A 17,796-nucleotide genomic window follows, 5' to 3' on the forward strand; every position below is an offset into this window, starting at 1 on the left:
CCACGGCTCGCCAAGCGGAAGCTTCGTGTTATTTTGCTTTCTGAATCCATTTTTATGACGCGTATCATTCTGACCGCTGGGCTATTGCTGCTGTCGGGGGCATTTTTGCTCAAAAACCATCTTCTCCTGCGGCCTCATCTGCCAGCCGAGCGCTTGCCGCGCCTATCGTAGGGCGCGTAGTCGATCAGGCCACCGGCGAGCCGCTGCCATCGGCCACCATCCTCTTTCCCGACCTGCGAAGAGTTACGGCAACAAGTACCGATGGCGCTTTTCGCTTCACGAACCTACCCAAAGGGCGTTTTTTGATGCAGGTGCGCAGCTTAGGCTATACCACCGTGGTGCGCACCGTGGATACCGGCGCTGGTCAGCCGCTTGACATTGCGCTTGTTCCGGCGGCTACTGAAATTGGGCAGGTGGTAGTTACGGGCGTATCAGCGAGCACAGAAATGCGCCGCTCGCCCATTCCAACTACCGTCGTGAACCGCAGCCAGCTAAATCAGGCGGCAGCCACCAACGTGATTGATGCCATAGCCCACACGCCTGGCCTCTCCCAAATCACGACTGGCGTAGGCATCAGCAAACCCATTATTCGGGGTCTGGGGGCCAATCGGGTGATAACATTGAACAATGGCGCCCGCCAGGAAGGCCAGCAGTGGGGCGACGAGCACGGCATTGAGATAGACGAAGCCGGCATCGACCGGGCCGAGGTTATCAAGGGTCCCGGCAGCCTGCTCTACGGCTCCGATGGCCTGGCCGGCGTCGTCAATTTTGTGGCCCCCGACCCCGTGGAAGAGGGCAAAATCATCGGCTCAGTGGCCACTAACTATCAGACCAATAACAACTTATTGGGCTACTCCGTGATGAACGCCGGCAACCTGAACGGCCTGAACTGGATGGCCCGCAATAGCGGCAAAGTAGCCAGCAACTACCGCAACCCGTATGATGGGCGCGTGTTCAACTCGGGCTTCCGGGAGCTGAATGGCAACGGCTACATCGGTCTGAATAAAAGCTGGGGCTATTCGCACCTCACGCTCAGCACCTTCAATCAGATTGTAGGCCTGGTAGAAGGCGACCGGGATACCATAACGGGTCGGTTCCTAAAACCAGTTGTGGGGGGCAATTTTGGGGAAATAATTGGTGAACCCCAGAGTGAGGACGCCCTGCGTACCTACACCCTGCACGTGCCGCGCCAGCAGATCAACCACTTGCGCATCGGTACTGAAAACAATTTTATTCTCGACCGCAGCCGCCTTACCTTAAATGTGGGCTGGCAGCAAAACCTGCGCCGCGAGTTTGGCAATCCCGCCGACTACTACGAGGAGTCGCTGTTTTTTCAGCTCCGCACCGTGGACTACAGTTTGCGCTACTTTTTGCCCGAAATAAACGGCTGGAACACCACCATTGGCACCAGCGGAATGCGGCAGGAAAACGTGAACAAGGGCGTCGAATTCCTGATTCCGGCTTATCAGCTCTATGACGCCGGCGCATTTGCCGTCAGCAAGAAAACCTTCGGCAAGCTCGACCTGAGCGGCGGCCTGCGCTACGATTGGCGCCGCATTGAGGCCGATAATCTTTTCCTTGATGAGGACGAACAGCCCGTGCCTGCACCAAGGGGAGAAATGAAGTTTCCGGGCTTCGTGAGCACTTTCCGGAACGTATCGGGCAGCGTGGGGGGCTCTTTTGAGGCTTCCGAAAAGCTCGTGCTGAAAGCGAACGTCGCCCGCGGCTTCCGGGCGCCCAATATTGCGGAGCTAGGCTCCAACGGCATTCATGAGGGCACTATTCGCTACGAAATTGGAAACCCGGCACTGAAGGCCGAAACCAGCTTTCAGCTCGACGCGGGCGCCAGTTACGAAACCGAGCACGTGGGCCTGCGAATCGACGCCTTCCGCAACCAGATCCAGAACTACATCTTCCCCCGCCGCCTGCCCAGCACAGCTGGCACCGATTCGCTTTCTGCTGACGGCGACCCTGTTTTCGTGTACGGTCAGGGCGACGCCCGCCTGTTGGGGGCGAAATCACCATCGATATTCACCCTCACCCGCTCGACTGGCTGCACTTCGAGAACAGCTTCTCGATGGTGCGCGCCCAAGAGCTAAACCAGCCCGACAGCCTGCGCTACCTGCCCTTCATCCCTGCCGATCGGCTCCAATCGGAGTTGCGCGTCAACTTCAACAAAGCGGGCACTCACTTGGCGAACTTGTATGCCCGCGCCGGTATTGAGCACACGTTCGCCCAAAATCGCTTTTTCTCCGCTTTCGGCACCGAAACCCGCACGCCGGGCTACACGCTGGTTAACGCTGGCATTGGAGCCGATGTGGTGAACTCGCAGGCCAAAACGCTGTTTTCTATCTACTTAACGGGCACCAACCTCTTCGACGTTGGCTATCAAAGCCATTTGAGCCGGCTGAAGTATGCGGCCTTCAATCCTACGAATGGCCGCAGCGGCGTATTTAATATGGGCCAAAATGTGAGCCTGAAGCTGCTGGTGCCGCTGGTGTTTAAGTAGAAACAGCTATACGAAACCATGGCGCACGCTCACCACCACGGTCACGACCACCATCATCACGGCCCCGCAGAGGGCGACTATGGGCAGGCATTTGCCGTGGGCATCGGGCTGAATATGGTTTTTGTGGTGGCGGAGGCGGCGGGCGGGCTATGGGCTAATTCATCGGCCTTGCTTTCCGACGCAGGCCATAATCTGAGCGATGTACTGAGTTTGGCGCTGGCTTGGGGCGCTACTCGTTTGGCTCGTCAGCCAGCTTCCGAAAGGTATACTTATGGGCTAAAAAGTGCCACTATTCAGGCTGCGTTGCTGAATGCTGCCCTGCTGTACGCGGCGCTTGGCATTATTCTCTGGGATGCCATCGACCACCTGCTTCACCCTGCCCCTGTTAATGGCCGCATCGTGATGCTGCTGGCGGGAATCGGTATTCTGGTCAATGGCTTCACGGCTTGGCTGTTTCGGCGGGGGCAGCAGGGCGATGTAAACGTGCGCGGCGCCTACCTGCACATGCTCACCGACGCACTGGTATCGGCGGGCGTGGTAGTTGGGGGCGGGCTCGTACTCTGGACGGGGTGGCTGCGACTCGATGCGCTGATAAGCTTCGGTATTCTGGGCCTGATTGCGTACAGCTCGTGGGGGCTGCTGCGCGAAACCGTGCAGCTCAGCCTGCACGCCGTACCGCCGGGTATTGATATAGCCGCTGTGCGTCAGTTTTTGCTGGCGCGCCCCGGCGTTACGCAAGTCCATGATCTGCACGTGTGGCCCCTGAGCACCCGCGATACCGCGCTTAGTGCTCACGTCGTACGCTCCGGCGGCACCAACAACGCCTTCTTGCAGGAGCTGCAAGCCACGCTACAGGCTCAGTTTGGTATCAGCCATTGCACGGTGCAGGTAGAGGATACCGTACCGGTAGCAGGAAGCCACGGCGGCTGCGAGGAATAGCTTCAGGCACGGCAACCAGCACAAAGCAGCGCTTTAGAACTTCTGGGGGCTTCTTTGCCAAAAAATCTCCACCTTCACCCTCCCTGTACTCCCCAAAACCACCCACCCCCTCCGTATATGAGCAATCCCGCTGCCCCAGCCCCCATTTTGCCCCCGAAACGAAACACGCTTCCGTGTTCAGCGCCGTGGTAATTGTGGCGGCTCTGGGCTACTTCGTGGATATTTATGACCTGATCCTGTTCAGCATCGTGCGCGTGCAAAGCCTGAATGCGCTGGGCGTAACCGATCAGGCGGCCGTCACCAGCCAGGGGCTTTACCTGATCAATATGCAGATGGGCGGCATGCTGCTGGGGGGCATTTTGTGGGGCGTGCTGGGTGATAAGCGCGGCCGGATTTCGGTGCTGTTCGGGTCTATACTCTTGTACTCGCTAGCCAACATTGCCAACGGCTTCGTGCAGACCATCGATCAGTATGCCTGGCTGCGACTTATTGCAGGCATCGGTTTGGCCGGAGAACTAGGCGCGGGCATCACGCTGGTAGCCGAGAGTCTGCCCAAAGAAAAGCGCGGCTACGGCACCATGATCGTGGCTACGGTGGGCGTATCGGGGGCAATGCTGGCTTACTGGGTGGGCGAGCGGTTTGGCTGGCGCAACGCCTACTTTATCGGTGGCGGCCTCGGACTGGCCTTGCTGTTATTGCGCGTAAGCGTTTATGAATCAGGCATGTTTGAGCAGGCCAAGCGCAGTGAGGCCGTGCGCGGCCGGTTTCTAGACTTATTCACCAACGGCCCGCGCCTGGTCAAGTATATCAAGTGTCTGCTTATTGGGGTGCCTCTGTGGTTTGTAGTCGGCATTCTGATAACCTTGGCCCCGGAGTTTGGGCGGGAGTTGGGCGTGCAGGGCGAAGTAACGGCCGGTCTGGCGGTGTTCTGGTGTTATTTCGGACTCGTATTCGGTGATTTTGCCAGCGGCGGCCTCAGTCAGATTTGGCGTAGCCGCAACCGTGCGCTTCAGGTGTTTCTGGTTTTCTGCGGGCTTATGGTAGCGGCCTATTTGTTTGGCTTGCGCGGGGCCAGCACCACTACTTTCTATGCCGTGTGTTTTGTGCTGGGCTTATCCGTGGGCTTCTGGGCGTTGTTTGTGACCGTGGCGGCTGAACAGTTCGGCACTAATCTGCGGGCGACGGTAGCTACTACGGCTCCCAACTTCGCCCGCGGCTCTGTGATAATCCTCGCCCCCACGTTTCAGTTACTCACTGGCCCACTGGGACTTATCGGGAGTGCGGCAGTGCTGGGAGTGGTATCGTTGCTGATTGCTTTCTGGAGTGTGAGCACGCTGCCCGAGAGCTACGGCAAAGACCTTGATTATCTGGAAGTTTCCTGAGCATTCGGTAACATTCGGCTGCTCCGTAGCGTTTCAGGCTAAACAGCGGCAAGCCCGACCTATCATGAAAAAGTTACTGAGTATTCTTACCCTGGTTGGCATCGCTTTAGTGAGCCATACAGCCCAGGCTCAAACCACCGTTGATTCTGCTCAAGTGCGGCTTCAGCAACAGCAGGATGCGCTAAAAACCAATCAACAGGCTTTGAAGGAAGAGCGCAAGGAACGCGAGAAGACTGCCGACGGAATTGACAATCAGCGCGACGACATGCGCAAGCAGAAGAGAGAAATGGAGCGTCAGGAAGACGAGATGGATGCTAATCGTCGGGCCCAAAAAAGGCAGATAGACGGCCAAGAGTTGGATCTGAAAGCCACGAAGCAGCGCGATAAAGCGCGGCAGGCAGAATTGAAAGCTGAAAAACTTCGCATCAAAGCTGAAAAACAGCGCATGAAAGCAGCGAAACAATAACTTTCGCTTACCATTTTGTTGCGTAGGTAACTGCCTACATCTTTTTAAAACTCCAGCCAACCGGCTGGAGTTTTTTATGCTTCCACACTCACGCTTTACTCTTTTTCAATGGCCAATCTACCGACCAAAAACACGGCTCGCTATTATCCGCTCCACCATTTCGTTTTGCTTCCGGCTGCCCTTATTATGGCCTTTTACACTGGCCGGCGCTACGCTGAGGTTGCTGGCGACGACTCAGATCTTTCGCGCCTCTGGTTTTCCCTCATGGCCCTCGCCGTTATTGGGGCAGGAGTTCTGCTCATGCTGCGGCAGCATTATGCCCTTACTTTGCAAGACCGCTTGATTCGGCTGGAGGTGCGGCAGCGGTATTTTGAGGTCACGGGCCAAAGCCTGCGCCCGCTGGAAGACCGGCTTTCGCTGAAGCAAATTCTGTCGTTGCGCTTTGCCGGCGACGCGGAGCTGGCTAGCTTGGTGCAGGCTACAATCAGCGAAAATTTGCCCCCCAAAACCATTCAGGCTCGTATTCAGGACTTTCACTTCGACCCTATGCGGGTGTGAGGAAAGCTTACACCAATCAAATGGCTGCCTGACCATTTAACAATCAACCGTTTACATCATGATTCTTTACAACGTAACAAGCAGCATTGAGCCAGAAATAGCGGACGAATGGCTGACTTTTATGCAGGAAACCCATATGCCGGAGGTGATGGCCACTGGTTTTTTCATCCGCAGTCAGCTTTGCCGCCTCCTTGATGAGGAAGAGGGCGGCATCACCTACGCCGCGCAGTACTACTGCCATAGTCTGGAGCAGCTCGAAGAATATCAGCGCGTAGCCGCCCCCGGCCTGCGCACCGACCTCGAAATCCGCTTTCCGGGTCAGTACGTTTCCTTCCGCACGGTGCTGGAGGTGATGGAATAAGCGGCGAAATAGTGATTGGTGGGTTAGTCTCACAACCCTTTTCTGCATTACAAAAAAAGCCCCCAGAAACTTCTGGGGGGCTTTTTTTAGCCAATTTATTAGACTACTTACCCATTCAACGCAGCAGCTTCGGCAGCGGGAGCGCAAACGTAGGCTTGCAGCTGCTCGGCGCTGAGGTTGCCGTTGAACCACTCCGGGTCGAGGTTGGCCCCGATCTTTTTGTAGAAGCCAATGGCGGGCTCGTTCCACTCCAGCACCTGCCACTTCATGCGGTTGGCACCGGTCGCGCGCGCTTCGGCCACCACCGCGTCGAAAAGCAGCTTACCGAGGCCCGTACCACGCACTTGTTCCGTTACAACCAGGTCTTCCAGAAAGAGCATCCGGCCCTTCCAGGTAGAGTACGCGGTATAGTACAAAGCTATGCCTACGATGTGCTGGGGGGCTTTTTCAGCTACAAAAAACTTGAAGATGGGGTCGGGGCCAAAGCCGTCGCGCTCCATATCGGCCAGGGTGTTGGTCACCTCGTGGGGCGCGCGCTCATACACGGCCAACTCCTGAATAAGCGCCAGCACTTGGGGCAAATCGGCGCGTGTGCCACGGCGGATTGTTGTCATCAGTAGGAGATGAAGGGTTTGGAAAACTATTTAGGCACTACACAAATAAGAGCCGAAAAGCACAATGAGCAATAGCACTAAACCGGCTATTGCTCATTGTATACTATACCTTCTAAAGCGCTCAATTACATTTGAGGCTGCATATTCTTGATGCTTTCCGTAGCGTTGGCGGCGTTTATTTCGCGCGGCACGTTAGGGTCGGGCTTGCCGCCAGTGGTGTCGGCAGCGGCAGGAATGGGCGGCAAGGGCTTCACGGCCACATTCTCGTCCATGTTCTTATAATCCGGATTCTTGCACGAGGTCACGGATAGGGTCAGGGAAGCGCCGGCCAACAGACCGAGCACAAGCGTTTTCTTCATAAACAGCCGAATAAGGCGGGCAATTGGGTTTCGGGCCGCAAGATACAAAGCGACCCGCGAAAGGTTAGTACGGAAAAAAGCCCGTCAGTGGCTAATTATTTTCTTGCAGCCATATAGAGACACGTACTTGTGACTTCCTGTCAAACGATGCTGGTTGCGCCGTTCATACTATTGTCGTTCAACGATGAGACACAAATAGGTGTCTCTACTTGCCATACGGGTTTAGGCCCATGCTGTAATAGGTGAAGGCCCACACATCGGCCCACTCCTGAATCTGAAGCTTGGTGCTTTTGCCCGCGCCATGGCCCGCATTTACGTCTACGCGGATAAGCTGGGGGTTGGCCCCGCCTGCTTTTTCCTGCAAAGCCGCGGCAAACTTAAACGAGTGCGCGGGCACTACGCGGTCGTCGTGGTCGGCGGTGGTAATCATCGTGGCCGGATAGTCGGCGCCTGGCTTCAACGTGTGCAGGGGCGAGAAGCTATAAAGGTTCTGAAACTGCGCGTAGTTGTCGGAGGTGCCGTATTCAGGCGCCCAGTTCCAGCCGATGGTAAACTTCTGGTAGCGCAGCATGTCCATTACGCCCACAGCCGGCAACGCCACGCGCGCCACATCGGGCCGCTGAATCATGGTAGCGCCCACCAGCAAGCCGCCATTGGAGCCGCCCGCAATAGCTAAGTGCTTAGGCGACGTATAGTTCTGCACCGACAAGTACTCGGCGGCGGCAATGAAGTCGTCGAACACGTTTTGCTTGTTGGGCGTCATGCCGGCTTTGTGCCAGGCCTCGCCGTACTCGCCGCCCCCGCGCAGATTGGCTACGGCCAGCACGCCGCCGTTTTCCAGCCATAGCATGCGCGCCACGCTAAAGGAAGGCGTCAGGGAAACATCAAATCCTCCGTAGCCATAGAGGTAAGTCGGATTCTTGCCGTCGAGCTTCAAACCCTTCTTGTGCACGATAAACATCGGAATCTTCGTGCCGTCTTTGCTGCTGTAGAACACCTGCGTGGTCAGGTAATCATCGGGCTTTACCTCCACCTTTGGCGCCTGAAACACAGTGCTTTGCTTGGTGGCGAGGTCGTATTTGTAAATAGTGGTCGGGTAAGTAAACGAGGTAAAGGCGTAGTACACTTCCTTGGCATCGCGGCGCCCACTGAAGCCGGCGGCGGTACCAATGGCCGGCAGTTCCACGTCGTTCTGAAACTCGCCCGCCTCGCTGTACACCTTTACCTGGCTGCTGGCATCCTTTAAGTAGGTTGCAATGAGGCGGCCGCCCACGTGCTCCACATTGTCAATCTTGTAAGTGGTTTCGGGCAGCACCGTTTTCCAGTTGGCTTGCTGGGGCTTTTTGGGGTCGATGAGTACCAAGCGGTAGAGTGGCGCCTGGTAGTTGGTAAGCACCAATAATTTGCCCCCCACGCTGCCCACTACCGAGTTGTTGTGCTCAAAGCTGCTGATGAGCGTGGTGAACTTGTCGGCTTGCTTCGCGTCGGTGAGGTCGCGCACGGCGAGGCGGTTGCCGTCGGCCACGCCGTCGGTGAGGCTTAGTACCAGAAACCGCTCATCCTCCGTAGTGCCCGCAAAGCGGAAACCCAGGGGCATTTTCTTGTTCTCATACACCAGCTTGTCGGCCTTTTGCGGGGTGCCAAGCTGGTGGTAATACACCTGGTGAAACTCGTTTTTGCCCGCCAGCTGGTTTTCGCCCTGCTTGGGTGCGGCGTAGCGGCTGTAGTAAAAGCCATCCTTGGTCCACGCCACCCCCGACACCTTCACCCATTCCAGCTCATCCTTCAGCGGTTGCCGCGTTTTCAGGTCCAGCACCTTCACCTTCAGCCAGTCGGAGCCGCCGCCGGAGGTAGCGTACGCCATGTAGCGGTGGTCGTTGGAGAAGTAGGTGCCGGTAAGGGCCGTGGTACCGTCGGCCGAGAACTTGTTGGGGTCGAGCAGGACTTCCGGCTGGCTCTGGGGGGCATTTTTCTGCACGTACAGCACCGCCTGGTTTTGTAGGCCGTCGTTTTTGGAGAAATACAGCTGCCCGTCTTCCACCTGTGGCACGCCGTAGCGCTCGTAGTTCCAGATGGTAGTCAGCCGCTCCCGGATCTTATCCCGAAATGGTATTTTCTCCAAATAGCCGAAGGTCAGCTTGTTCTGCGCTTCCACCCAGGCTTTGGTTTCGGGCGAGTCCAGGTCTTCAAGCCAGCGGTAGGGGTCGGTTACGGGCGTGCCGTGGTAGTCATCGACGTGGTCGGACTTGCGGGTTTCGGGGTACTTCACGGAGGAAACAGATGGGGTAACGGCCGCCATATGAGGGTTGGCTGAATAAGTAGTAGCCGATTTGGCAGTTGGCCCCGCAGAGCGGCAAGCCCCCAGCGCGAGCAAAGCCAGCAGCGGATATTTAGTGATGTGCATGAGGTGTAGGGCAGCGGAGTGTATGTCGAAGATAGAAGTCCATCTTCGCTTTATCTCATAATGAGGCTGGCTTCCTTGTAATATATAAAGTCACGCCGTTCCAGTGGCAGTGTTTATCAGGTTGAGCGCAGCCATAAAATATTCACAGCTTATCATTTGTAATGCTGCTCCTCTTATGGCTTACATGCTAACCTATATAAGAAGAGAAAAGGCTTGCTACTGTTCAAATAACTATTCAGAATTTTTCTAAATAAGAGGATATGTTGTTCCTTTGCATCTCTTTAGAAAGTTTCTGAATAAGCAATTTATGTTTTTTATCCGCTCTTTTGGCTTAGCCATTACCTTCACTGGCAGCGTTCTAACTGTTCAGGCTCAACAAACAGCCGCCATTCGGGGCCGCGTTACTACCTCCGACGGCAGCCCGGCCGAGGCAATTACCGTGGGTCTGGAAGACCGCAGCCAGGGCACCATCACCAACAGCCGGGGCGAATATGTGCTGAGTAGAATGCGGGCCGGCACCTACACGCTGGTGGTTTCGGGCATCGGCTTGAAGTCGGCAGAGAAAACCGTAACAGTAACTGGCGGCCAAAGCGCGACCCTCGACTTTGTGCTCACTGAGAATGCCCAGCAGCTGCGCGAAGTGGTAGTAAGCGGGGCCCGCGTCAACAAATTCGCCCGCAAGCAGTCGGACTACGCGGCTAAGATGCCGCTGCAAAACCTGGAAAATCCGCAGGTGTACAACACCGTGGGCAAGGAGCTTCTCACGGAGCAGCTGGTATTTACCGTGGATGATGCTCTGCGCAACGCGCCCGGCGTGCAGCGCATGTGGGAAGCCACCGGCCGGGCTGGCGACGGCGGCAGCTACTACAACACCCGCGGCTTTATCGTGCAGAGCCAGCTGCGCAACGGTCTGGCCGGCAACGTAACCAGCGACGTGGACGCGGCCAATCTGGAGAAGGTCGAGATTATCAAAGGGCCGTCGGCCACGCTCTACGGCAGCGCCCTCACCTCCTACGGTGGCCTCATCAACCGCGTAACCAAGAAGCCTTACGACACGTTTGGGGGCGAAGTAGCGGCTTCGGGCGGCAGCTTCGGCTTCCACCGCCTCAGCGCCGACGTGAATACGCCGCTCAACGCAGCTAAAACGCTGGCTTTCCGCCTGAACACGGCTTATCAGAAGGAAGATAACTTTCAGAGCGAGGGCTTCAACCGCAACATCGCCATTGCGCCCAGCCTGTCGTTTCAGCCCACTGAGCGCCTTAGCATCAACCTCGACGCGGAGCTGTTTCGGGGCCGTAGCGTGGGCAAGCAGCTCATTTTCTTCTACTTCCCTTCTTCTCAGCTTGGAGTTTCGCGGGCGGATGATGTGAACATCGACTACCGCAACTCCTACATGGGCAACGGGCTGGAGCTGGATTCGCGCAGCACCAACTTTTTTGGGCAGGTGAACTACCGGATTTCGTCGGCTTTTACATCGTCCACTAACTTCTCGGCCAGCCGCAGTTTTTCCGAAGGCTTCGGACCCTACTTCTATCTGGTGCCCGATGCCGTGGCCACCAATAACCCCAATGCCGCGCCGGGGGGCAATTTTCTGGCCCGCGCCGACCAGTCGACCCGCAATAGCACTGAGCAGGTGTACGAGGTGCAGCAGCTTTTCAATGGCGACTTTCAGGTGGGTGGCCGCCGCAACCGCGTGGTGCTGGGCCTGGACTTTCTGCGCATCGACTCGGACCAAAACTTCTTCGGCAGCGTGTTCGATATCGTGCCGCTCAACCAACCCGACTTCGACTATTCGCAATTTAACGGCGCAAGCCTGAGTGCCCGCTACGCCGCCGGCGCCCCCGATTTCACGTATCCCGTCACCACTAAAATCAACACCTACAGCGCCTTTGCCTCCGACGTACTGAACCTGACCGACCGGCTGAGTGTGCTGGCGGCCCTGCGCGTAGACCACTTCGATAACCGCGGTGGACTGGTCGGCGGGGCGGTACCGGCTTTCCAGCAAACGGCGCTTTCGCCGAAGTTTGGCGTCGTATTTCAGCCGCTGAAGGATAGAATCTCGCTGTTTGCCAACTACCAGAACAGCTTCAACAACCGCGGCTCTTACCTGGCCTACGATGTGGCTTTCCCCGACAGCACCGGCCAGCGCATCGCCAATCTGGAGCAAGCCAACCAGTGGGAAACGGGCGTGAAAGTAGACGCGCTGGGGGGCAAATTGACGGCTACCCTTAGCTACTACGACATTCAGGTGAAGGATTTGCTGCGCACCGATCCGCGCCCGGAAGCCGCTGCCCGCTTTGCCCAAACCCAGGACGGTACCCAGCGCAGCCGCGGCGTTGAGTTTGATGTGGTGGGCAACCCGTTTGAGGGCTTTAATGCCGTGGCCGGCTTCTCCTACAATGATTCCCGCCTGGAGCGCGCCACTGCCCTTGACACAGGCCGCCGTCCCAGCACGGCTTCTTCGCCGTATCTGGCCAACCTGTGGCTAAGCTACCGCCTGCCCACTTCGGCCTTGAAAGGCTTGGGTCTGGGTTTCGGCGGCAACTACGCCAGCGACAACAAGATTCAGAACACCACGGCCAGCGTATTTACCCTGCCCGCCTACACAGTGTTGAACGCGTCCGTTTTCTACGACCAGCCCAAGTTCCGAATTTCGGCCAAAGTCGATAACCTGACCAATGAGCGGTACTGGATTGGCTACACCACCATGAACGCGCAGAAGCTGCGCAGCTTCGTGGGCAGCGTGGCGTATAAGTTTTAAGTGGCCTAAATTATCCTGCTGATGACGCCCCTCAAACAAGCTATTCGCAAACTTCACCTCTGGCTGGGCCTCGCGTCGGGGCTGGTGGTGTTTATCGTGAGCATTACGGGGGCCATTTTTACTTTTCAGGAGGAGATTCGGGAAGCGACTGAGCCGTGGCTGAAAGTGCCGGTGGCCGCCACGCCCGCCCTGCCGCCTTCCCGGCTGCAAGCTGCCATGCTGCGCAACCACCCCGGCCTGACCTCGCCCTGGGTGATGTATATGGCTCCCGACCGCTCCGCCCTCGTGTACGGCACAGACAAAGCCGGCGGCTCGTACGCGGCCTTTGTTGACCCTTACACTGGCCAGGAGCTGCACTACAAGGACCTGAAGCGCGATTTTTTCACCATCGTCCAGGAAATTCACATGTACTTACTGCTGCCCGTGGCGGTGGGCGAATGGGTGGTGGGCATCGGGGTTCTGATTTTCGTGGTCATGCTCATCACGGGCATGGTGCTGTGGTGGCCCAAGCGCAAAAAAGACCGGCACCGCAGCTTCACCATCAAATGGAACGGCCGCTGGCGACGCGTCAACTACGACTTGCACAACGTGTTGGGCTTTTACACCGCCAGCATCGCGCTGATCATTGCCCTTACCGGCTTAGTCATGAGCTTTGAATGGGTAAACAACTCCGTGTACCTGACGGCCAATATGGGCAGCAGCTTTCCCGAGGAAAAAATGCCCCCCAAGGTGACGGCCCAGCCTGTAAGTACGCCCAGCCTGCCCCTCATCGACCAGTTTTACGCGCAGATACGGCGCGGCTCGCCCACGGCTCAAATGCTCTACGTTGCAGCGCCCGTCGCTCCCGACCAGCCCGCGTACTCCATTGCCTACCGCACGTCCTTGCTCTACAGCCACCGCGACGAGTACTACTTCCACCCCACCACCGGCGAGGTACTCAAAGCCATTCCAGACGCCGGCAAGAGTCGCGGCCAGAAGCTCATCGACGCCAATTACGACATCCACACCGGTCAGATTCTGGGTCTGGGGGGCAAAATTATCGCCTTTCTGGTCAGCCTGATTTCGGCTAGCCTGCCCGTCACTGGTACGCTGGTATGGTGGGGAAAGCGCAATAAGCCCAAGAAAGAAAAGCCGCGCCGCCCCCAACCTGTGCAAGCTGTCTAGGGCAGCTGAGTAAACAACGAAGCTTGGCTCAAAAAGCGCGTCATGCTTCGCTCTGCATGACAGTTAATAATATTAGTACTGCACAAGTTCGGATCTAGCTTTTTTGCCCCCCAATCCGTCCGATCTTCGGAATCACCTGAATCAGGAAGCGCTTGTTGTCGCCTTCGCGGGCGCCGCGGTAACGGCCGGTACCATAGAAGCCGCTGCCCCCAATAATTAGCTCGATGTTGCTATCCTGACTGAAGTTCAGGCCGTTCTGTTTCCAGAAATTCAACAGGTTCAGCGCCCTGCGGTAGCTAAGCTGATACGTCAGCTGCTCCTGGGTGCGGTTGCGGGCATCATTGCCGGCGTAGCGCGCTGCCATGCCTTCCACGATAACCAGATAACGCACCGGCTGCTCCGTTTTTATGGTTTTGAGCACGGAGCGCAGCGTCTTGCCCGCTTGCAGCAAAGCCGGCTTATAAGCGTCCTGAATCTCATCCTGCCCCGCCTTAAACTGCACCGGCACCAGCAGCTCGTGCCGCTCCAGATTTGGGTCGTAGCGGAAATATTTGCCCTCCAGCCGCTGCAAGGAGCGCCGAATCTTGGTGATTTGCTCTAATTCCTCAGCTTTAGCTTTTAGCTCGCCGTTGGCTTGTTGCAGTTCCTTTTCCCGGTCTTTAAACAGCTTAAAGCTATACACAAACAGCACCAGCATCACCACAAACAACGAGGTCATCAGGTCCACGTAGCTGGGCCAGAAGAAGTCGTTGGAAGAGCGGTTTTGAGAATCCTGCATGAATAAGCTTAAAGGGAGTATTAATTTGCTAACTACTTTTCAATCATACACTATGCCTTCTAAAGACGAAAAGCAAAAGCATAAAGCAATCTTAAATTCACTCGCGGCAAAACACCGAGCTGATAAGCTTGTCAATTTACCCTTGCCCTTATCTGATTTAAAGGCTTTGTTTGACTATCTAGACGAGCAACTTGTAGAACACGGTTGCGATGATACAGTCCTATTAACTCGTGAGTTTCTTGAGTCGCACCAGCTACCAATATTTGCTACTACTAGTTGGCTAGCGACCTATGGAGGCAACTGTGATTGTGAAGTGCTAGCAAATGTGGAAGAGAAATTTGAGGATGTATTATAGTTACTGCGGCTTCACGCCCCCAAACAAGCTGTCCATAGCCCGCTGCATGCGGTTTTTGGCGGTGGCTTTCACCAATACTTCGTTCAGAGCGGATAGCTCGGTTAAGATTTTAGCTTGAATCTGCGAGTCCATCTCGATCTTGCGCATCAGCTCGCGCTGCGTGGCCGTTACGTCGCGGGAGAGATTTTTCTGCTCGGCATCCAGGTTCTTGAAGGGCTCCAGGTAGTGCGTGATGCGGTCAAACACGTTTTCCTCATTGAGACGCTGGAAGTACTGGCCCCACTTTTCATATGCCTGCTGAGCGTCGCGCTCGTGGAAGCTGAGGCGCTGCTGCATCAGATCGGTGAGGCGGCCGGTGGCGAGGTCGAAGTATTGCTCGGTACGGGCAGCCACGTTGGTCATTTCCTTCTCGTGACGCTGGAAAAAGTCGAGCTGATGCTGAATGAGGTTATCGTGCTGACCAATGTATTGGCCTACGTTGTTAATACCACGCTCGAAGCCCGTCAGGCGGTCCAGAATACTACGCACGGCGTTAGCCGTGGCCGTGCCTTCCTCCAGCATCTGATTAAGCCGCTGCTGATAGCCTACAAAAGAACCAAACAGCTCCGCCGACTCCCGCACCTTGTCGAACACCGCCAGGTTGGCATTCGCCATCTTATCAAAGCCAATCTCATTGAGCTTCACCAGGAAGTCACGCTGCACTTTCACGTTCTCGGTTAGCGTGCCAATGATGGGCTCAAATAGGGTGACCTTGCCTACGAAATCCTGATTGAACGCATCCAGCACCCCTTTCAGCGTAGACAGGCTGTTGGCCATGTCGTTGTGCAGCACGGGTAGCAGGCGTGCCTGCAGGAAGGTGTAGTACCTATTCTGGCCCTGGTCAAGCTGCTGGTGGGCCTTCCGCACCAAGCCATTGCCCAGCAATGTCAGCAACAGGCCTACGAAACTGCCCGTCATAGCGATGAGTACGCCCGTCAGAAAGGGCGTCAGCGCATCTTCATCCGAGACACCATTGCGCGCAATACCTACCAAGCCCAGAATTACGCCCAAAAAGGTCCCCAGCAAACCCAGATACAAGGGCGTGGCTACATTGGCCTGCACTGCATTTTCCAGCACCTGCGACTGCCGCTCCGAAATGTCTTTTAGGATACCGAAGTCGGCGGCGGCGCCTTTATTATGGCGCAGGTAGTCGTTTGTGTCAGTCAAAATCTCCTGAAAGTCGGCGGGCACGGCATCGGCCCGAATCAAATCAATCAGGTAAGCATCGGCGGGGGCGTTGGCGGCATAGGGGGGCAAATCTTCGCCCGCAGGCGTTATCAGGCGGCGCTCAACTCGTAGCGTGTTTTTGGTTGGGTAAAGCTGCGCCAATCGTTGAGCCTGGGCGCGGGTTTGCAGAAACGTGCGAATCTGCAAGCCCACCACCACGAGCACAACGATTATTTCAAGAACGATTTCGAGCATCAAACAAGAGTTTGTAGAAACACACACCGCCGCGTTTGGCATACGCGGCGGTGGAATGTAATCAGTAATACGACCACAAAGAAACAACGCCCAAAGCGTTGGGGTACGTTCCTACTCAAAATGAATAGCGGCCTTTTGCTCAATCTGCCAGGCTCCGTTGCTCTTGAACAGCGTTCCTTCCTCATCCGTCACGATGCGCGAAACGGGCGTGCTGGGCTGCTGGTAGCGGCACGCCTCGCGCAGGGAATATTGCGCGCTCTGAATAGCGTAAGCGTGTACCGCCGTGTTGGAAGTAACCCGGAACGTTGCCCGCTCGGGACGCTGGGCATCCACTTTTATCTCGTAGATGCTGTCGTGCTGGGGTTGTTCCTGCAAGTCATACTCGCTGAATCCGCCATTCACGGGCACTTTCACATAGTAGCGGGTCGGCTGCGTTGGCTGATTTTCCGGCTTGTTTAGGAGAGGCGCCACTGACCAATTATCCGGAGTGGGTAATTGCACAGGCGGCACCAAGCTATCAAAATCATCACGCGGAGCCGCCGCGGGCGGACCAGCCGGTATTACCGGCGCCGGAGGAGCAACTTGAGCTTCAGCCATTGGCGCCGGGGCGGTATAAGTGGGCGCCGGAGCCGGTGGAACTGGAACAGCCTGTTGTGGGGCAGGTGGCGGTGCGGGGGCAGCGGCCACGGGCGCAACGGGCCGCGCCGGCGCCGGAGGAGGTGTAGGGGCGCTTGGCGCTGTGGCCACTGGGGGGCGATTTTGCGCCTGCGGAGCAGGTGCGGCAGGTCTGGGGGGCAAATTTTGGGCGGCTGGCTTCGTTTGAGCCAGTGCCGTGGCTACGCGTTGCTCCACCACTTTCTCAATCTCGCGCTGTAGCTCAGGCGTCAGTTTTTTAAGCGAAGGACTATCACTTGGCATAGCCAGCTTTACGGCTTCCAGCGCCGCTCTATGACGCTCAGCACGAGCATTCAAGGCCTTGATATGACTACGCTGCAAGGCAAAAAGCACCAAGCTTAGCAGGGAAAACACCAAAGCAATAGGAGCAAAAAGCTTACTCATGGTGCTTTCCGCCGCGTAAGTGCGCGGGCTGCTTACGCTGGTGCCGGTTGGCAGTGCTACACCTACATCGGAGTCCACTGTGGTATCGGCAAGGGATGCCGTGTCAGCTGCTTCTTGCGCTACCAGATCAGCGCCAGTGTCACCTAGCGGTGTACCATTCTGAACGAAGCTTTTCAGGCCGGTTTCTAAAGCCGTCAGTCGCTGCATGCGCACCGGGTCGTTGGTGCGCGCTGGGTTTTTAAGCCGATTGATGATTTCAGTGGTCAGCTTGGTAAGCCGCGCCGGATCGGTTGTCAACCCGTTATAAATTGCCCCCCGGCCTTCCAGCGGCTTATACAAGCGGCTGTATACACTCTGCTTGTCGGCTTTGATGCTGTTCTCAAATGCCTGCAAGCTACCGTCGCAACGCAGGGTGCTTTTGAGTTCGGGCACACCCGTATCCTCATACACGAACCGAGCCGTGGCGCACCAGATCTGAGTTTTCGCTTCGTCGAGCGTGGGCTGGCCGAGTTGGGTTTGAGCATTAGCGTTGGAAGCAAAAAGCGCTATACCTAGCAACAGAGTAGCGAAACGGGGTAATATTTTCATAGAAGAAATATGACGGTAAAATGCCGTGCAGAAGAGGC

The 17,796-nt window shown here is 56.5% G+C and carries 16 protein-coding genes; 10 read left to right on the forward strand and 6 right to left on the reverse strand.

The window, feature by feature from the left end; translation table 11 throughout:
• The first annotated feature begins 218 nt into the window (after positions 1–218).
• The 7 genes from H9L05_RS05470 (at position 219) to H9L05_RS05500 (ending at position 6,215) form a co-directional block, all read left to right on the forward strand.
• On the forward strand, positions 219–2,099 hold the full coding sequence (locus H9L05_RS05470) for a TonB-dependent receptor (protein ID WP_262892687.1): 1,881 nt from the start codon (positions 219–221) through the stop codon (positions 2,097–2,099).
• The gene (locus tag H9L05_RS05475) at positions 2,078–2,509 is read left to right on the forward strand and encodes a TonB-dependent receptor (protein ID WP_187733332.1); all 432 of its coding nucleotides are present in this window, start codon (positions 2,078–2,080) and stop codon (positions 2,507–2,509) included. Before H9L05_RS05470 ends, H9L05_RS05475 begins: the two co-directional genes overlap by 22 nt.
• An 18-nt stretch (positions 2,510–2,527) precedes the next feature.
• On the forward strand, positions 2,528–3,448 hold the full coding sequence (locus H9L05_RS05480; protein ID WP_187733333.1) for a cation diffusion facilitator family transporter: 921 nt from the start codon (positions 2,528–2,530) through the stop codon (positions 3,446–3,448).
• Between the two features lie 173 nt (positions 3,449–3,621).
• Positions 3,622–4,830, forward strand: a complete 1,209-nt coding sequence (locus H9L05_RS05485) for an MFS transporter (RefSeq protein WP_223284746.1) — start codon at positions 3,622–3,624, stop codon at positions 4,828–4,830.
• A gap of 64 nt (positions 4,831–4,894) precedes the next feature.
• Complete coding sequence (locus H9L05_RS05490; RefSeq protein WP_187733334.1) at positions 4,895–5,296, forward strand: hypothetical protein; 402 nt, start codon at positions 4,895–4,897, stop codon at positions 5,294–5,296.
• A gap of 108 nt (positions 5,297–5,404) precedes the next feature.
• The gene (locus H9L05_RS05495) at positions 5,405–5,854 is read left to right on the forward strand and encodes a DUF6526 family protein (RefSeq protein WP_187733335.1); all 450 of its coding nucleotides are present in this window, start codon (positions 5,405–5,407) and stop codon (positions 5,852–5,854) included.
• Positions 5,855–5,912: 58 nt separating this feature from the next.
• Positions 5,913–6,215 (forward strand): DUF4286 family protein, encoded by a 303-nt coding sequence (locus H9L05_RS05500; RefSeq protein ID WP_187733336.1) that lies wholly within the window; start codon positions 5,913–5,915, stop codon positions 6,213–6,215.
• A gap of 107 nt (positions 6,216–6,322) precedes the next feature.
• On the opposite strand, the gene H9L05_RS05505 is transcribed toward H9L05_RS05500, so the two are convergent.
• From H9L05_RS05505 to H9L05_RS05515, 3 genes are all read right to left on the reverse strand, one after another.
• Positions 6,323–6,829, reverse strand: a complete 507-nt coding sequence (locus tag H9L05_RS05505; RefSeq protein WP_187733337.1) for a GNAT family N-acetyltransferase — start codon at positions 6,827–6,829, stop codon at positions 6,323–6,325.
• Between the two features lie 125 nt (positions 6,830–6,954).
• A complete protein-coding gene (locus tag H9L05_RS05510; RefSeq protein WP_187733338.1) occupies positions 6,955–7,188 on the reverse strand; it encodes a hypothetical protein in 234 nt (77 codons plus the stop codon).
• A gap of 205 nt (positions 7,189–7,393) precedes the next feature.
• A complete protein-coding gene (locus tag H9L05_RS05515) occupies positions 7,394–9,592 on the reverse strand; it encodes a prolyl oligopeptidase family serine peptidase (protein WP_187733339.1) in 2,199 nt (732 codons plus the stop codon).
• A 307-nt stretch (positions 9,593–9,899) separates the two neighbouring features.
• Here H9L05_RS05515 and H9L05_RS05520 point away from each other — a divergent pair, with 307 nt between their 5' ends.
• Both H9L05_RS05520 and H9L05_RS05525 read left to right on the forward strand, forming a co-directional pair.
• Entirely contained in the window at positions 9,900–12,353 is a 2,454-nt protein-coding gene (locus H9L05_RS05520; RefSeq protein WP_187733340.1) for a TonB-dependent receptor, read from the forward strand.
• A gap of 21 nt (positions 12,354–12,374) precedes the next feature.
• A complete protein-coding gene (locus H9L05_RS05525; protein WP_187733341.1) occupies positions 12,375–13,517 on the forward strand; it encodes a PepSY-associated TM helix domain-containing protein in 1,143 nt (380 codons plus the stop codon).
• Between the two features lie 94 nt (positions 13,518–13,611).
• Here H9L05_RS05525 and H9L05_RS05530 read toward each other — a convergent pair whose 3' ends face one another.
• Positions 13,612–14,295 carry a hypothetical protein gene (locus H9L05_RS05530; RefSeq protein ID WP_187733342.1) on the reverse strand — a complete coding sequence of 228 codons (684 nt, stop codon included), beginning with the start codon at positions 14,293–14,295 and terminating at the stop codon, positions 13,612–13,614.
• A 52-nt stretch (positions 14,296–14,347) separates the two neighbouring features.
• Between H9L05_RS05530 and H9L05_RS05535 the strand changes: the two genes are divergently transcribed.
• Positions 14,348–14,650, forward strand: a complete 303-nt coding sequence (locus H9L05_RS05535; protein ID WP_187733343.1) for a DUF2695 domain-containing protein — start codon at positions 14,348–14,350, stop codon at positions 14,648–14,650.
• On the opposite strand, the gene H9L05_RS05540 is transcribed toward H9L05_RS05535, so the two are convergent.
• The gene (locus tag H9L05_RS05540) at positions 14,651–16,111 is read right to left on the reverse strand and encodes a hypothetical protein (protein ID WP_187733344.1); all 1,461 of its coding nucleotides are present in this window, start codon (positions 16,109–16,111) and stop codon (positions 14,651–14,653) included.
• A gap of 111 nt (positions 16,112–16,222) precedes the next feature.
• On the reverse strand, positions 16,223–17,758 hold the full coding sequence (locus H9L05_RS05545) for a hypothetical protein (RefSeq protein ID WP_187733345.1): 1,536 nt from the start codon (positions 17,756–17,758) through the stop codon (positions 16,223–16,225).
• Positions 17,759–17,796: the final 38 nt, after the last annotated feature.

Origin of the sequence: Hymenobacter qilianensis, assembly GCF_014489555.1 — a bacterium.
GTDB lineage: Bacteria > Bacteroidota > Bacteroidia > Cytophagales > Hymenobacteraceae > Hymenobacter > Hymenobacter qilianensis.

What these genes read in the sequence shown, in the direction of transcription:
- H9L05_RS05515 (WP_187733339.1), bottom strand. Translation starts at nt 9,592, where the DNA reads ATGCACATCACTAAATATCCGCTGCTGGCTTTGCTCGCGCTGGGGGCT.
- H9L05_RS05530 (WP_187733342.1), bottom strand. Translation starts at nt 14,295, where the DNA reads ATGCAGGATTCTCAAAACCGCTCTTCCAACGACTTCTTCTGGCCCAGC.
- H9L05_RS05475 (WP_187733332.1), top strand. Translation starts at nt 2,078, where the DNA reads ATGGTGCGCGCCCAAGAGCTAAACCAGCCCGACAGCCTGCGCTACCTG.
- H9L05_RS05540 (WP_187733344.1), bottom strand. Translation starts at nt 16,111, where the DNA reads ATGCTCGAAATCGTTCTTGAAATAATCGTTGTGCTCGTGGTGGTGGGC.
- H9L05_RS05545 (WP_187733345.1), bottom strand. Translation starts at nt 17,758, where the DNA reads ATGAAAATATTACCCCGTTTCGCTACTCTGTTGCTAGGTATAGCGCTT.
- H9L05_RS05520 (WP_187733340.1), top strand. Translation starts at nt 9,900, where the DNA reads ATGTTTTTTATCCGCTCTTTTGGCTTAGCCATTACCTTCACTGGCAGC.
- H9L05_RS05535 (WP_187733343.1), top strand. Translation starts at nt 14,348, where the DNA reads ATGCCTTCTAAAGACGAAAAGCAAAAGCATAAAGCAATCTTAAATTCA.
- H9L05_RS05505 (WP_187733337.1), bottom strand. Translation starts at nt 6,829, where the DNA reads ATGACAACAATCCGCCGTGGCACACGCGCCGATTTGCCCCAAGTGCTG.
- H9L05_RS05500 (WP_187733336.1), top strand. Translation starts at nt 5,913, where the DNA reads ATGATTCTTTACAACGTAACAAGCAGCATTGAGCCAGAAATAGCGGAC.
- H9L05_RS05480 (WP_187733333.1), top strand. Translation starts at nt 2,528, where the DNA reads ATGGCGCACGCTCACCACCACGGTCACGACCACCATCATCACGGCCCC.
- H9L05_RS05510 (WP_187733338.1), bottom strand. Translation starts at nt 7,188, where the DNA reads ATGAAGAAAACGCTTGTGCTCGGTCTGTTGGCCGGCGCTTCCCTGACC.
- H9L05_RS05525 (WP_187733341.1), top strand. Translation starts at nt 12,375, where the DNA reads ATGACGCCCCTCAAACAAGCTATTCGCAAACTTCACCTCTGGCTGGGC.
- H9L05_RS05495 (WP_187733335.1), top strand. Translation starts at nt 5,405, where the DNA reads ATGGCCAATCTACCGACCAAAAACACGGCTCGCTATTATCCGCTCCAC.
- H9L05_RS05490 (WP_187733334.1), top strand. Translation starts at nt 4,895, where the DNA reads ATGAAAAAGTTACTGAGTATTCTTACCCTGGTTGGCATCGCTTTAGTG.